Annotated in this window: 12 protein-coding genes; 7 read left to right on the top strand and 5 right to left on the bottom strand. The window is 71.7% G+C overall.

The window, feature by feature from the left end; genetic code table 11:
• Window positions 1-16: 16 nt before the first annotated feature.
• Both K8F61_RS14525 and K8F61_RS14520 read right to left on the bottom strand, forming a co-directional pair.
• A complete protein-coding gene (locus tag K8F61_RS14525) occupies window positions 17-2281 on the bottom strand; it encodes a VaFE repeat-containing surface-anchored protein (protein WP_231819616.1) in 2265 nt (754 codons plus the stop codon).
• 171 nt (window positions 2282-2452) lie between these two features.
• Window positions 2453-3115 (bottom strand): GntR family transcriptional regulator, encoded by a 663-nt coding sequence (locus tag K8F61_RS14520; RefSeq protein ID WP_231819615.1) that lies wholly within the window; start codon window positions 3113-3115, stop codon window positions 2453-2455.
• A 71-nt stretch (window positions 3116-3186) separates the two neighbouring features.
• On the opposite strand from K8F61_RS14520, the gene K8F61_RS14515 reads away from it, so the two are divergent.
• Window positions 3187-6018: an FAD-binding and (Fe-S)-binding domain-containing protein gene (locus K8F61_RS14515; protein ID WP_231819614.1), complete on the top strand. Its 2832-nt coding sequence runs from the start codon at window positions 3187-3189 to the stop codon at window positions 6016-6018.
• Window positions 6019-6027: 9 nt separating this feature from the next.
• Here K8F61_RS14515 and K8F61_RS14510 read toward each other — a convergent pair whose 3' ends face one another.
• Both K8F61_RS14510 and K8F61_RS14505 read right to left on the bottom strand, forming a co-directional pair.
• Window positions 6028-6852: a CPBP family intramembrane glutamic endopeptidase gene (locus K8F61_RS14510; protein ID WP_231819613.1), complete on the bottom strand. Its 825-nt coding sequence runs from the start codon at window positions 6850-6852 to the stop codon at window positions 6028-6030.
• A gap of 170 nt (window positions 6853-7022) precedes the next feature.
• Window positions 7023-7637, bottom strand: coding sequence for a TetR/AcrR family transcriptional regulator (locus K8F61_RS14505; protein ID WP_231819612.1), 615 nt, complete (start codon window positions 7635-7637; stop codon window positions 7023-7025).
• Window positions 7638-7723: 86 nt separating this feature from the next.
• Here K8F61_RS14505 and K8F61_RS14500 point away from each other — a divergent pair, with 86 nt between their 5' ends.
• The gene (locus K8F61_RS14500) at window positions 7724-9016 is read left to right on the top strand and encodes an FAD-dependent oxidoreductase (RefSeq protein ID WP_231819611.1); all 1293 of its coding nucleotides are present in this window, start codon (window positions 7724-7726) and stop codon (window positions 9014-9016) included.
• Window positions 9017-9048: 32 nt separating this feature from the next.
• Here the strand turns inward: K8F61_RS14500 and K8F61_RS14495 are convergent, their stop codons facing one another.
• The gene (locus K8F61_RS14495; RefSeq protein WP_231819610.1) at window positions 9049-10188 is read right to left on the bottom strand and encodes a mandelate racemase/muconate lactonizing enzyme family protein; all 1140 of its coding nucleotides are present in this window, start codon (window positions 10186-10188) and stop codon (window positions 9049-9051) included.
• A gap of 192 nt (window positions 10189-10380) precedes the next feature.
• Between K8F61_RS14495 and K8F61_RS14490 the strand changes: the two genes are divergently transcribed.
• Genes K8F61_RS14490 through K8F61_RS14470 form a run of 5 tightly spaced genes read left to right on the top strand, consistent with a single transcriptional unit; the run spans window position 10381 to window position 14932 of the window.
• Window positions 10381-11196 (top strand): transporter substrate-binding domain-containing protein, encoded by an 816-nt coding sequence (locus K8F61_RS14490; RefSeq protein WP_219085269.1) that lies wholly within the window; start codon window positions 10381-10383, stop codon window positions 11194-11196.
• Window positions 11197-11242: 46 nt separating this feature from the next.
• Window positions 11243-11902 (top strand): amino acid ABC transporter permease, encoded by a 660-nt coding sequence (locus tag K8F61_RS14485; RefSeq protein ID WP_231819609.1) that lies wholly within the window; start codon window positions 11243-11245, stop codon window positions 11900-11902.
• Window positions 11902-12609: an amino acid ABC transporter permease gene (locus tag K8F61_RS14480; protein ID WP_231819608.1), complete on the top strand. Its 708-nt coding sequence runs from the start codon at window positions 11902-11904 to the stop codon at window positions 12607-12609. The genes K8F61_RS14485 and K8F61_RS14480 overlap by 1 nt, the downstream gene beginning before the upstream one ends.
• A complete protein-coding gene (locus tag K8F61_RS14475) occupies window positions 12606-13334 on the top strand; it encodes an amino acid ABC transporter ATP-binding protein (protein WP_231819607.1) in 729 nt (242 codons plus the stop codon). Before K8F61_RS14480 ends, K8F61_RS14475 begins: the two co-directional genes overlap by 4 nt.
• A complete protein-coding gene (locus K8F61_RS14470) occupies window positions 13334-14932 on the top strand; it encodes an N-acyl-D-amino-acid deacylase family protein (protein WP_231819606.1) in 1599 nt (532 codons plus the stop codon). Before K8F61_RS14475 ends, K8F61_RS14470 begins: the two co-directional genes overlap by 1 nt.
• Window positions 14933-14961: the final 29 nt, after the last annotated feature.

The raw sequence follows: 14961 nt of genomic DNA, 5'->3' as shown, positions 1-14961 counted from the left end.
TCCGCCCCGTGATCGGTCAGCGGGTGGACCGGCGTCGCGCCGCCATCAGGGTGAGCCCGGCGATGACCGCGAGACCGGCCGCGCCGGCCAGGGCGATCGGTGCCGCGGCACCGGTCACGGCGAGGTCGCCCCCGTGCCCGGGCTTCGGCGCCGACGGGCTCGGCGCCGAAGGAACCGGCGTCGGAGTCGGCGTCGACGGCACGCCCGGCGTCTCCCCCTCCTCGACCAGGACGGTCTGGGCCGGGTCGTCGATGTCCGTGTGCACGGCCACCGGCTCGCCATCGGGCTCCCCGGACAGGCGCAGCTCCTCGAACGCCACCAGCGTCTCACCTGCGTACCCCTCGGGGACGACGAACGTCACGTCCACCGACCCGTTCGGCTCCGTCGGCACGAACGTCACCGACCCCAAGATGCCCGTCGCCGAGCCGTCCGACTTCCGCATCAGCTCACCCGTCAGGGTGTACTCCGTACCCGGAGTCAGGTTCTGATAGGCGACCGTGTCGACCACCGAGCCCCCGTCGCTGTCCAACACGTGGTCCTGGTCGTCAGCGTCCACCAGTGAGGTGCCGATGACCGGGACCGGTGCAGTGGGGGCTTCCTCGACCAGGACGGTCTGGGCCGGGTCGTCGATGTCCGTGTGCACGGCCACCGGCTCACCATCGGGCTCCCCGGACAGGCGCAGCTCCTCGAACGCCACCAGCGTCTCACCTGCGTACCCCTCGGGGACGACGAACGTCACGTCCACCGACCCGTTCGGCTCCGTCGGCACGAACGTCACCGACCCCGTGATCCCCGTGGCCGACCCGTCCGACTTCCGCATCAGCTCACCCGTCAGGGTGTACTCCGTACCCGGAGTCAGGTTCTGGTACGCGACGGTGTCGATGACCGTCCCACCGTTCCACCCCAGCACCCGGTCGCCGTCCGCCGAATCCGTCAGCGAGGTCCCGATCACCGGCGCGGGGGCCTGCGGAGCCTCCTCGACCACCACGGTCTGCGCCGGGTCATCGATGTCGCGGTGATCGGCCACCGGCTCCCCGGAGACCTCCGGACCGACGAAGAGATCCTCGAACGCCACCAGCGTCTCACCCGCGTACCCCTCGGGGACGACGAACGTCACGTCCACCGTGCCCTCCGCCGCGGTCGGCACGAACGTGGTGGATCCGGTGATCCCTGTGCCGGACCCGTCCGACTTGCGCATCAGCTCACCGGAGACCGTGTAGGTCTCCCCGGGGGTCAGACCCTCGTAGTGCACGGTGTCGACGACCGTTCCGCCGTTCCACGGCAGGATCCGGTCTCCGTCCGCGGAGTCGACGAGCGAGGTACCGATCGCCGGCACGGCGCTTCCCGGCAGCGCGGCCCACGACACCGTGGCCTCCGCGTCGGTCGTCAGCGTGTCAGGAGCGATGAGCATCATCGACTGCGCGTGGTCCTCCGCCGTGGGGGTCTCGCCCGGCGTGGTCGGCACGGAGATGATCATCCCCGAGCTGCTCGATCCGGTGACGCTCGCGGTGACGGTGGCCGTCCCCGCGTCCGTGGCGGTGCGCAGGTCCAGGTAGAGCTCCTGTCCGTCGGTCACGCTGGACAGGTCGACGGGGGTGCCGTCCGCGTCGGTCACCGCGACCTCCGGGTCGACGGCGACGGTCGCGACCGGCTGGTCCGTGGACACGACGAACGGCCCGACCAGCGAGCCTGCGGTGTGCGGGCCGGCCGGTGCGCTGACCGAGACCGAGACGTCGAAGTCACCCGGAGACATGCCGGGACTCGCGTTCGCGGTGTTCACGAGGTACCAGTACGCGGCCTCGGAGTCCGGGGTCTCGAATGCCCACGGCGCGTCGAAGGTCAGGTCCGTGTACCGCCAGATCGCGTACTGCGTCGCCTCGATCGCATCGTTGCGGGCGATGTCGGGCACGCCCGCGGCGGCTCCGAACTCCTCCAGGCTCAGCGCCGGATAGCTGTGCGCGAGCACCCAGAGCACCTTGCCCTGGACCGCCGGGTCTGTGAAGTAGTTGCTGCCGAGATAGTCGTCGGGGTCGCCGGCGCCGCCGTTGACACCGGTCTTGGCCGGCACGTCGTGTTCGATGCAGTATGCCCAGTAGTCCGGGTCCCCGGTCGGCGTCCCGCTCGACCAGATCGGGTACAGCCCCGTGCCGCCGTATCCCTGCTTGCCGCCGATGTACACGGAACTGCCTGGCACGATCTCGGCGGCCGCGGCCGCCGAGACAGCTCCCGGAGCGATGACCGCTCCGAGCGCCAGCGCCGCGGCGACGAGCCACCGCCCCACCCGTGTGATCCTTCGTCGTTGCACGACCATAGAAGCCCCCATCCCCATCATGAATCGCGCGCCCGGCCCCCCTGCCGCGCGCGCCTATAGGACCGATATTCTGGCATGACTTGAAGGCGTGTTCAATGTCTTGCCGGCAAATGCCCCCCGGGCGGGGTCACCGCCGCCCCGTCAGTCGGCGAGGAGCGCCTCGACGAGCCGCTGCTCGGCCGATGCGAGGTGCGCGGCGAGGAGGTCCGCGGCGCGCTCGCCCTCCCCTGCCGCCACGGCGTCGAGCATGGCGGCGTGCTGCGCGGCGATGGCGGCGGCGTCGAGCAGTCGTCGCCCCTGCACCTGCGCCATGCAGAGGCGCACCTCGTCCAGGACACTGCGGTACATCCGCGCAGTGCGGTCACTGCTGAGCGCGTCGATGAGGGCGGCGTGGAAGCGCAGGTCCGGATCGACCGTGGCGGGATCCGGGCCGGGCGGCATCGCCAGGATCTCCGCGTTCGCCGCGGCGGCCGCCGCGGGCACCGACCGGGTCTCGGCGAGCTCCCGCAGCGCCGCGCTCTCCAGACGGGTGCGGGTGCGATAGACGTCGCGCACGGTTTCCGGGTCGATCTCTGCGACGCGGGCGCTGCGGTGGGCAGTGCGGACGAGCAGCCCGTTCGCGACGAGCTGCTCGATCGCCGCCTTCGCACTCGGACGGGCGACTCCGTACGTCTGGGACACGGCCGCCTCGGTCAACGGCGCACCCGGGCGGATGTCGCCTTGGAGGATCCGCGCCCGCAGCTGTGCGGTGACGGCGTCCACGACGCCCACGACCCCCAGACCGGTCTCCGCGATGCTCGTCACCGCCCCAGCCTACCGAGGCCCGCGCAAGTCGGTACACTTGTCTGACAATCTTCCCCCACCCGAGGAGCATCGTGGCCCCCGCACTCGCCGCCCCACTCGACACCGCTCTGCTCGCCCCGGGCACCGAGGTCCAGGTGCGCTCCATCGAGCGCTTCTCCCGGGCGCACGACGCATCGCACTATCTGCTCGTGCCCGACGCCGTGCTCTCCCCGACCGACGCGGAGGGCGTGGCCCGCGCGTTCGACGCCGTGCGCGCCGCGGGACGCACCCTGACGTTCCGCTCCGGAGGCACGAGCCTGTCCGGCCAGGGCGTCAGCGGCGACGTCCTCGTCGACACCCGCTCCCACTTCCGCCGGATCACGGTCGAGGACGCCGGAGCGTCCGTGCGCGTGGGACCGGGCGCGACGGTGCGACAGGTGAACACACGCCTCGCCCGCCACGGACGCAAGCTCGGCCCGGATCCCGCGAGCGAGATCGCCTGCACGATCGGCGGCGTCGTCGCCAACAACTCCAGCGGCATGGCCTGCGGGATCGTCGAGAACTCCTACCGGACCATCGAGTCGCTGCTGCTCGTCCTCCCGAGCGGGACGATCCTCGACACCGGGGCGCCCGACGCGGAGGAACGGCTGCGCAGGCAGGAGCCGGAGATCGCCGACGGGCTCCTCGCGCTGCGGGATCGCCTGCGCGCCTCCCCCGAGCAGGTCGCGTTCGTCCGTCAGCAGTTCTCGATGAAGAACACCATGGGCTACGGCATCAACGCGCTGCTGGACTTCGACGATCCCGTGCGGATCCTGGAGCATCTCGTGATCGGTTCGGAGGGCACGCTCGCCTTCGTCGCGGAGGCGCGCTTCCGCACGATCGAGGTCCGACCGGCGATCGCGACGGGTCTGCTCGTGTTCGAGACGCTGTCGGATGCGATGGCGGCCCTCCCCGGTCTCACCGGCCTCGGTCTCGCGACGATCGAGCTCATGGACGCGGCCTCCCTCCGCGTGGCCCAGCGCCTCAGCGACGTGCCCGCGGCGATCGCGGACATCGCCGTCGACCAGCACGCCGCCCTGCTCGTCGAGATCCACGCGAAGGACGCGGACGAGCTCGGCCGCGCATCGGCGACGGCCCTCGCGCACATCGACGCGCTTCCCCTCGCCGTCGAGGCCTCCCTGACCACCGACGCCGCCGAGCGCGCCGCGCTCTGGCATGTGCGCAAGGGCCTCTACACGGCGGTGGCGGGGGCCCGGCCCTCCGGCACGACGGCGCTGCTCGAGGACATCGTCGTCCCGGTGGACCGGCTCCTGGCCACCTGCGAGCGACTGATCGAGCTGTTCGCCCTGCACGGCTACGAGGGGTCCGTCATCTTCGGGCACGCCAAGGACGGCAACGTGCACTTCCTGCTCAACGAGCGCTTCGACGACCCGGACAGCATCGCCCGCTACCGGCGGTTCACGGACGACCTCGTGGAGCTCGTGCTGTCCCAGCAGGGGTCGTTGAAGGCCGAGCACGGCACCGGCCGGATCATGGCGCCGTTCGTGCGCCGGCAGTATGGGGACGAGCTCACCGACCTCATGTGGGACATCAAACGGCTCATCGATCCGTCCGGGCTCCTCAATCCCGGCGTCGTCCTGTCCGAGGACCCCGACTCGTACCTGCGTGACCTCAAGCGGGTGCCGACGGTCGAGGGCGAGGTCGATCGCTGCGTGGAGTGCGGCTACTGCGAGCCGACGTGCCCGAGCAAGGACCTCACGCTGACCCCGAGGCAGCGGATCGTGCTGCGCCGTGACATGGCCTGGGCCGAGGAGCAGGGCGACACCGAGCTGCTGCGGGACCTCCGCGCCGACTACGACTACGAAGGCGTCCAGACCTGTGCCGTGGACGGCATGTGCGGGGTCGCCTGTCCGGTCGACATCAACACCGGCGATCTCGTCCGACGACTGCGCGCGGAGCAGGCGTCCGCCGTGGAGGACGGCCTGTGGGACGCCGCCGCACGGGGCTGGGGCGCCGTGACGCGGCTGGGCTCCGCCGCCCTCACCGTCGCCGACGCCCTGCCTGCTCCCCTCGTCCGCGGGGCGACGAAGCTCGGGCGCGCCGTGCTGGGGGCGGACACCGTGCCCCTGTACGACGCGGGGCTCCCCCGTGGCGGCACACGGCCTCCGCGGCCCGGGGATCCGGCGGACGCCCGGGCAGTCTTCTTCGGCGCGTGCATCGGCACGATGTTCGGCGCGGAAGGCGACGGAGACGGCTCGCGCGACGCCCTCCGCACCCTGCTGGATCGCGCGGGCGTCCCCGTGGTCGTCCCGGAGGACGCGGGCGGTCTCTGCTGCGGCACCCCGTGGAAGTCGAAGGGGCATCTCGCCGGGTACGGCCGGATGACGGATCGGGTGCTCTCCGCGCTGTGGGCCGCGAGCAGGGAGGGAGAGCTTCCGGTCGTCTGCGACGCCGCGTCCTGCACCGAGGGGCTGCACGTCATGCTCGCCCACGCGGTGGCCGAGCACCCGGAGTACGCGGGACTCGTCATCGAGGACGCGACGACGTTCGCCGCCCGGGAGCTGCTGCCTCGACTCGACGTCCCGGCGAAGCTCGATCGGATCGCCGTGCACCCGACGTGCTCGACGACGGCTCTCGGCGCCACCGGCGCGCTGACGCAGCTCGCGGCCGCCGTGGCCGACGACATCTTCGTCCCCGACGGATGGGGATGCTGCGCGTTCGCGGGCGACCGGGGCATGCTCCACCCGGAGCTCACGGCGTCGGCGACGGCCGTGGAGGCGGCCGAGATCCGAGACGCCGAGACCGAGCGGCCCTTCGACGCCTTCGTCTCGGCGAACCGCACGTGCGAGATCGGCATGACGCGGGCGACCGGCCGCGGCTACCGCCACATCGTCGAGGTCCTGGAGGAGCTCACCCGCCCCTGACGGCGGTGCTCATCGCACCGCCGGTCCGGCGAAGGCCGGGCGAGCGCGCATCAGCCACGCGGCCGCGGCGAGGGTCAGCACCCAGCCGATCACCTCGATGAGCAGGTGATCCGTGGCGTTCGGGACGGACTGCAGCAGGTAGACGCGGACGCTGTTGATCGCCCCGTGGGTGAGGACCGCCGGCCAGACGCTGCCGGAGCGCCACCGCAGCGCCAGCAGCAGCGGGGCCCACGGCAGCATGCCCGCGTAGTAGATCACGATGTCCCAGAGCAGCCGGTCCCCGATCACCGCGAGCACCGGGAGGTGCCAGACGATCCAGACGAGGCCGCTGATGACGGACAGCCGCCAGAACCCCCAGCTCGCGGCGCGGGTGGCCAGCCATCCGCGCCATCCGAACTCCTCGCCGATCGCGAACACCGACTGCAGGAGGAAGACCGGGACGATCCACAGCGTCGCCGCCAGGATCTCGTCGAGCGGATTGAGTGGCCAGATCCCGGTCGCGAGGGCGATGGCCGTCTGGATCGCGGCGATCCCGGCGATGAGCCCGATCCCGACGCCCGCCCACCGGAGCGTGCCGCGCCACCCGGTGGCGAAGGTCTCCCGGAACGTCCCCGGCCGGCGGACGAGCCACAGGATGACCCCGGCGATGAGCGGGGTCAGCTGGAGGATCGGCGTGATGAGGTTGTTGAGGTCGGTCGGCACCAGCCGGAACACCATGGGCACGGACAGCGCGAAGCACAGCAGAATCGCGATCGCGAAGAACCAGACGACCTCGATGGTCGCGGCACGGGCGATGGGGCGCGCTGGGAAGGGGCGCGCGGGGGACGGCGGCATGGGGTGTCCTCGGTTCGGGGAAGGGCCCGGGATCCCGCGCCCACTGCAATCTAGGCACCGCTCTCCGATGCCCGGAACGGGGGAAACCCGACGCCTGGGCACGGAAACCCGGAGTTCGCGGGAGCCCTTCGTGACGTGCGCGGTGCCCAGGATGCGCCCGGGACAGCGGTTCAGCGGTCGCCGTCGGGTGAGAGGAGCCCTCGGATCAACGACAGCGAGGCGCGCTCGGCGATCTCGGCGTCCGCAGGCGTGCGCTCCTCGCGCAGCACCCATTCGTCGATCGTCCGGAGCACCGCGAAGGCGGCGTCGGCGAGGAGGGGCGCCGGCAGGTCCGCGCGCACGGCTCCCGTCTCCCTTCCGACGTCCAGCACATCCCCGACCCATCCGCGGACCGCGGCGAGCAGCCGCGCCCGCTCCCCGGTGTCCTCGGGCGCACCGGGAAGGTAGAAGATCCGGCCGAGCGCACGGAGAGCCGGATCCGTCGCGGTCAGGGCCCCCGCGTCGTCGAGCACCGCACGCGCGGACCCCCAGAAGTCGGCCCGGAACGTCTCCGCCGACGGCGGCCGCCAGCGCTCGGAGACATCGTCGAGGAGGAGCGCGATGACGGCGTCGAAGAGCTCCGCCTTGGATCCGACGAAGTGGTAGAAGGAACTCTTGCTCATCCCGACGGTCCGGATGATCCGATTGAGGGAGGCGCCGTCGTATCCATGCGCGTCGAACTCCGCGAGGGTCGCCGCGATCAGGGCGTCACGGCGGTCGGGAGCGAGCGGCAGCGGTCCTGGCATGCCCCGAGCCTAGTGGACCGGGTGGTCCACTAGGCGTATCCTCGGATTGGACCACCCGGTCCAATCCGTCTCACCCGGGAGGCACCGTGTTCATCACCGCATCGCTCGACGACCAGCTCCACGCCCAGCGGGACGACCCGCTGCGGATCCTCATCGTGGGCGCCGGCGTCGCGGGCACCGCGCTCGCCCAGCTGCTCAGACGGCGAGGACTGCACCCCGCGCTCGTGGAACGCACGGCGCCGGGCGAGCACCCGGGGTACATGCTCGCGCTGATGCCCAACGCGGATCCCGTCTTCCGAGATCTCGGCTCGACCGCGCTCTACCGAGAGCGCAGCGTGGCATTGCGCACGTTCGCCTTCCACTCGCGCCGCGGACGCGTCCTCCGCCGGGACCCGCTCGGAGACCTGCTCTCGGCGCACGGCGACTACCGGGGCATCGACCGCGGAGCACTCCTGGACGTGCTCACGGCGGACGGCTGCACTGTGACCCCCGGTCTCACTGTGGCCTCGTGCACGCCCGAGCGCGGCGGCCGCCGCGTGACCCTCGCGTCGGCGCCCGCGGAGGGCGCTGACGCCCCGCGCTCCGCCGTCCGAGCGGAGCGGTTCGACCTCGTGGTCGGCGCGGACGGCATCGGCTCCGCGCTACGGGCTCTGCTCCCGGTGCAGCCGATCGAGAGGACTCGGACAGGGTGGGGCGGATGGGTGCTCTGGAGCGAGGACGACGAGGACCCCCACACCGGCGACGAGCTCTGGGGAAACGGCTTCTTCCTCGGCGCCTACCCCGTCGGAGGCGGCACGGGGAGCCGGCGCGGGGTGTTCCTCGGCGGGCCGGCCGAGATCCGGGAGGAGGGTGCGGCCGTGTTCGCCCAGCGGGTCCGCCACGGCGTGCCCGCTCCGACGCCGCGCCTGGCAGCCGCCCTCGACGCGGCGGCCGCCGATCCGTCCCCCTACTGGTGGCGGCTGGAGGACGCGCGCGCCGCGGCGTGGACCGCCCCGGGCGCCGTCCTCCTCGGGGACGCCGCCGCAGCCTTCCTGCCCACGGCGGGGATCGGCGCGGCGATGGCGCTGGAGTCCGCGTGGACGCTCTCTCGCGTCCTCCCCCACGCGGACCGACGCACGCTGCCGGCCGTTCTTGCCGCGTGGGAGCAGGGGCAGCGCCCTCGCGTCGAGTCGGCGCAGTCGAACTCGCGCCTGCTCGCGCGCGTGATGTTCCGACAGGGCCGCCTTCTCACGACGGTTCGCGAGACGGCACTTCGCCTGGCGAGCGCGCGCGCCGCGCTCGGCCCGATCATCCGCCTCATGTCCGCGCGCCCGGAGCCGGCGGCGATGCTCACCAGGGCGGGCATCGCGCTCCCGGCCGGCGGCCCGGGAGCGGTGTGACCCCGGGGACGAGCGTGGGCGACGACGGCTCCTCACCCCCGCGGACGGGCGAAGTCCGGTCGCGTGCCGTAGCGCTCCAGCGTCTCGCGACTCAGCGACACCCCGAGGCCCGGTGCGCTCGGGATGGGCAGCATGCCGTCCGTGTCGAGCGTCCATCCGCCCTCGACGAGCGCATCGACGTACTCGGACCCGGTCTTGTACTCGACCAGGTCGGTGTGAGCAAGGGCTGAGGAGAGCTGCAGGTCGGCGGCGAGACCGATGGCGGTGTTCCAGCCGTGGGGGATCAGCCGGACCCCCGCGTCCTGGGCCGCCCAGCCGATCCGCCGGGACTCGCTGAGCCCGCCGCCCTTGGTGGTGTCGGGCTGGACGATGTCGAAGGCGCGGCGGGCGAGGTACGGGGCGAAGCTCTGGCGGCGCGTGAGCACCTCGCCGCCGCTGATGGGCACCGGTGAGCTCGCGCGGAGCTCGACGAACCCGTCGATGTCGTCCGGGGCCAACGCCTCCTCGAACCACGCCACGTCGTAGTCGGCGAGCATCCGCGCCGTCCGCTTCGCCCAGCTCAGTGAGCCGGGGAAGTACCCTTCGGATCCGCCCGCGTCCACCGCGAGCAGCGCGTCGCCGACCGCCTCCCTGGCCGCCGCGACCGTCCGCTCATCGGTGCGCGCGTCGACGCGCCCGAACTTCCACCAGCCGATCTTGAAGGCGCGGAATCCCTGAGCGGCGAGCGCGAGGAGGTTCTCGGTCATGGGGCCCTCCTCGTCCATGAGCACGGACGCGTACGGCCGCACCCGGTCGCGGTACCGCCCGCCCAGGAGCGCCCCCACCGGCCGCCCCAGCGCCTGACCGGCGATGTCCCAGAGCGCGATGTCGATGGCGCTGGTGGCATGCGTCAGCGATCCGCCCCTGCCCATCCAGAACGCCGTCTGGTGCAGCGTCTCGGTGAGCCGCTCGACCTCCCGCGGGTCCTGCCCGTACAGGTGCGGAGCGAGCAGCTCGATCGCCCCACGAACGAGGCTCTCGCTGGTGAAGGCGCTGCCGACGCCGACGGGGCCCTCGTCCGTGTGGACCGCGACGAGGGTGTGGACGACGTCGTCCGGTTTCAGCTCGTTCGACCAGCCCCCCTCGGGCGTGGCCCCGCGCAGTCCGCATGTCTCGATGCCGGTGATCTTCATGAGCGCCTTTCCTCGGGATCGCCGGCGGTCACCGCCGACGTGAGTCATGACGATAGTCGATTGTCGACAATAAGCCAATTGTCGGCTAGCATCGGCGTCGGCGCGGAACGCCCGGCCCGGGAACGGCCGGTGCGATCGCCACGACGACGCGGCGTCGCGCGTGAGAACACCCACCCAGAGAAGGGCAGCACGATGAAGTACACCCGATGGATCACCGCCGGCGCGGCCGCCGTCCTCGCCGCAGCCGCGCTGACGGCCTGCACCTCCCCGACCACGTCCGCGACGAGTGCGGGCGAGAGCATCCTGACGAAGGTCCTCACCTCCAAGAAGCTCGTGGTCGGCGTCTTCGCGGATGCTCCGCCGTACGGGGTGCTCAGCAGCTCCGGCGAGTACGAGGGCTTCGACATCGACAAGGCGCAGGCCCTCGCGGACTCCCTGGGCGCCGAGATCGAGTTCGTGTCGACCACCAACGCGAACCGGATCCCGCTGCTGGAGACCGGCAAGGTGGACGTCGTCATCGCCGCCCTGACGAACCTCGACGAGCGGGCCCAGGTGGTCGCCATGACGCGCCCGTACGCCGCCGAGGGTCAGGTCGTGCTCGTGCCGAAGGGCAGCGACATCGACTCCTACGACGACCTGGCCGGGCGCACGGTCGCGGCCACCCGCGGCAGCGTGCCCGCGACGATCCTGGAGTCGCGCTTCCCCGAGGCGAAGGCGAGCCTGTTCGAGGCGGTCGCCGACTCCGTACAGGCGCTGCGCAGCGCCAAGGTCGACGCGCTGATGGAGAGCCACTCCGTCGCGGCGGGGATCGTGGCCGACTCGGACGAGTTCACGATCGTGGACGCCCCCGAGCTCAGCCCCTCCGTGGTCTCCTTCGGCGTCAAGATGGGCGACCAGCTCTGGCTGAACTATCTGAACAACTTCCTCCTGAACTACAACATCAGCGACGCGGCGAACGACTCGTACAACGAGTGGCTCGGCACGGACGTCCCCGACCTGATCAAGTGACCCACGACGCCGGGTGGCGCGCGGCGCCACCCGGTCCGGAGGAAGAATGCAACTCTATTTCGGGGACCTCCTCCCCTACGCCGGCGTGCTGCTGGCCGGCCTCGGCGTCAGCATCCTGGTCACCCTCGCCGCGGTGGCGATCGGCAGCGTGTTCGGGATCCTCGTCCACCTCGCTCGCGTGTCGCACGTGGCACCCGCGCGCTGGCTGGGTGCGGTGTACATCGAGGTGATCCGCAACACACCGCTGCTGCTCCAGCTCTACCTCGTCTACTTCGCTCTCCCGTCGGTCGGGGTCAACCTGGACCCCGTCACCGCAGGGATCATCGCGCTGAGCGTGAACCACTCCGCGTACGTCGCCGAGATCTACCGCGCCGGATTCGCCTCCCTGCCGAAGGGCCTCGGCGAGGCCGCCGCCGCACTGGGCCTCTCCCGCCGCACGACGTTCGTCCACCTGCTGCTCACCCCGGCCCTGCGCGCGGTCACGCCGGCGATGACCAACCAGGTGATCCTGCTGTTCCTGGCCTCGTCCATCGCCTCCGTCGTCGCCGTGCCCGAGCTCATGCACGTGATGATGGGCATCACCACGACCACGTTCCGCACGATCGAGACCTTCGTCGTCGGCGGGCTCATGTACTTCGCGGTCGCCTTCGTCATCGCGGCAGGATCCCGTGCCCTCGAATCCCGAGTCCGCTGGAAGGTGGCCTGATGTTCACTCCCCTCGACGGCCAGGACCTGTCGCTCGTCCTCCAGGGGACGATCGTCACCCTGCAGATCTGCGCGCTCTCCGTCCTCTTCGGCGGCGCGCTGGGCCTGCTGTTCGGGATCGCCTCGACCGGCCCCGTCCGGGTCCTCCGGTGGATCGGGGCGATCTGGGTCGGCGCGATCCGCGGCGTCCCCGTCCTCCTCATCATCTTCTTCGTCTATTTCGGCCTGCCGCTGCTGTCCCCGGGGAGCAACGTCCCGGAGTACTGGGCCGCCGTCGTGGCGCTGTCGGTGTTCGCGTCGGCGTACGTCAGCGAGATCGTGCGCGGCAGCATCCAGGCGATCCCCCGAGGCCAGTTCGAGGCGGCGGAGGCGCTCGGCCTCTCCTACGTCTCGCGGCTGCGGTGGGTGATCCTCCCCCAGGCTGCCAAGATCATCGTCCCGCCCGGGATCGGCTTCCTCGTCATCCTCATCAAGGACAGCTCGCTCGTCGCCGTGATCGGCCTGATCGAGCTCACCAGGGCCGGGAACATCGTCGCGTCGCAGACCGGCCAGCCCATCTCCTCCTACCTCATCGTCGGAGCGGTGTACTTCGTCATCTGCTTCGCCCTCACCTCTCTCGCGCGCCGCTACGAGCGACGACTCAGCGTGCGCGTCGCGACGCCGAAGATCGGCGACGCCCTGACCCCGGCCAAAGGAGCCCGCCGATGATCACTGTCACTGACCTGCGTCTCAGCTTCGGGGACACCGAGGTCCTGCACGGCATCTCGTGCACGGTCGCCGAGAGCGAGGTCGTCTGCGTCATCGGCGCCTCGGGCTCGGGCAAGAGCACGCTGCTTCGCAGCATGAACGGCCTCGAGAAGCCGAGCCATGGCGCCATCGAGATCAACGGCCACCGCCTGGGGCCGGACGAGGCCAAGGCGGACTTGGAGGCCGTGCGGCGGGACGTCGGGATGGTGTTCCAGTCCTTCAACCTCTTCCCGCACCTCACGGTGGGCGACAACATCATGCTCGCCCCGCGCAAGGTCCTGGCGGTCTCCCGCGACGAGGCCCGCTCCCGCGCCGAGACTCTCCTGGAGAAGGTCGGTCTCCGCGCCAAGATCGACGCCTACCCCGGCTCGCTCTCCGGCGGTCAGGCGCAGCGGGTGGCGATCGCCCGCGCACTGGCCATGCAGCCGCGGGTGATGCTCTTCGACGAGCCCACGTCCGCGCTGGACCCGGAGATCGTGGGCGAGGTCCTCGCCGTCATGCAGGAGCTCGCGGCCGAGGGCATGACCATGGTCGTCGTCACGCACGAGATGGGCTTCGCACGCGAGGTGGCCGATCGCGTGATCTACATGGACCAGGGGCGCATCGTCGAGACCGGCGCCCCCGAGGCGCTGTTCGGCTCGCCTCGCGAGGAGCGCACCCGAGCCTTCCTGAGCAAGGTGCTCTGATGCTCGACACGCTCATCACCGGTGCCGACGTGCTCGACGGGACCGGCCGCCCCCCGCAGCGGCGCGACGTCGGCATCCTCGGCGACCGGATCGCGGTGCTCCCTCCCGGCAACGGGACGGAGGCGGTGCGGATCGTCGACGCGGACGGCATGCTGCTCACGCCCGGCCTCATCGACCCGCACAGCCACAGCGACTGGTCGATCCTCGGCAACCGGGACGCGCTGAGCACCATCCATCAAGGCGTCACCACCGAGATCGTGGGCAATTGCGGCGTGACGTACGCGCCGGTCGCCGACCGCGACGCCGCCGCCACCCGTGCCGCGCTCGCCGCGTTCGGCTTCGAGGGCGAGGTGTCCTGGCGGGCCTTCGACGACTACCTCGCGCACGTGCACGGGGGCGGCACGGCGCAGAACCTGCTGTGGTTCGTCGGCCACACCGGACTGCGCCGGGCTGCCCGCGCGGACGCGGACGACACCGGCGTGGACCTCGACGCTGCCCTGGAGCGCCGGCTGCGGGAGGCCCTCGACGCCGGCGCGATCGGGATGTCGAGCGGGCTGGAGTACGGCGACGGACGCTTCGCGGACACCGCCGAGCTGCAGCGGCTCGCGCGCGTCCTCGGCGACCGTGGGGCCATGTACGCCAGCCACATCCGCAACCGCGACAGCGCCCTCGCCGAGGCCGTGGACGAGTTCTTCGCCGTCGTGCGCGCCGGCGACGTGCGCGCGCAGCTCTCCCACCTCAACGTGCGCCACGGCACCGGGGCGAAGGAGGACGCCTGGCTCCGCGCGGTCGATCGCCTGGGCAGGGAACGCGACCGCGGCACCGCCGTGCGCGCCGACATGACCCCGTACCCCGACGGGATCGGGCTCGCGACCGGGCTGCTGCCGGACTGGCTGCTGGCGGACGGCCCGATCGCGGCGGCGCGGCTCCTGCGGGACCCCGAGGTGCGCGCGCGGGTCCGCGCCGACGCGGACCGGTACTGGCGCTTCCTCCACCGCGGCGAATGGCATCGCGTCCGCCTGGGGGTGAGCCCGGCCACTCCGACCCTGGAGGGGCTGTCGTTCCCGGAGATCTCGGAGTCCACGGGGAAGGACGAATGGGACGCCCTGTTCGACGTCCTCGTCGCCGCCGGAGCCGACATGGGCGCCGTCCAGCTCCTGGGCGAGCTGTTCACCCCCGAGCACCTCGCGGAGGCCATCGGCCACGACGACTTCCTCCTGGGCGTGGACGCCTACACCAGCCGCCAGGACGGCCCGCTCGCGGCGCGGACCCGCCACCCCCTCTTCTCCTACGGGCACACGCACTACCTGTCCCACCACGTGCTGCGGACCGGGACGCTGAGCATGGCGACGGCGATCCACAAGATGACCGGAGCGGTCGCGGATCACTTCGGCATCCGCGACCGCGGCGTCGTGCGCGACGGAGCCGTCGCCGACCTGGTCGTGTTCGATCCGGTCCGACTCGCGTCCGTCGACACGTTCTCCGTGCCCGACGGCTATTCGGATGCGGCCCGCCACGTCTGGGTCAACGGCGTGCCGGCGGTGGCCGACGGGCACCGCACGGCCCTGCGCCCCGGTCGGCGGTTGAGTGCGCGATGAGCAGGAATGTCGACAAAGTGCAATCGTGT

Origin of the sequence: Microbacterium resistens (assembly GCF_021172025.1) — a bacterium.
Taxonomy (GTDB): domain Bacteria; phylum Actinomycetota; class Actinomycetes; order Actinomycetales; family Microbacteriaceae; genus Microbacterium; species Microbacterium resistens.
Note: the sequence above shows the minus strand (reverse complement) of the source record. Positions and strands in the feature narration are given on the sequence as shown.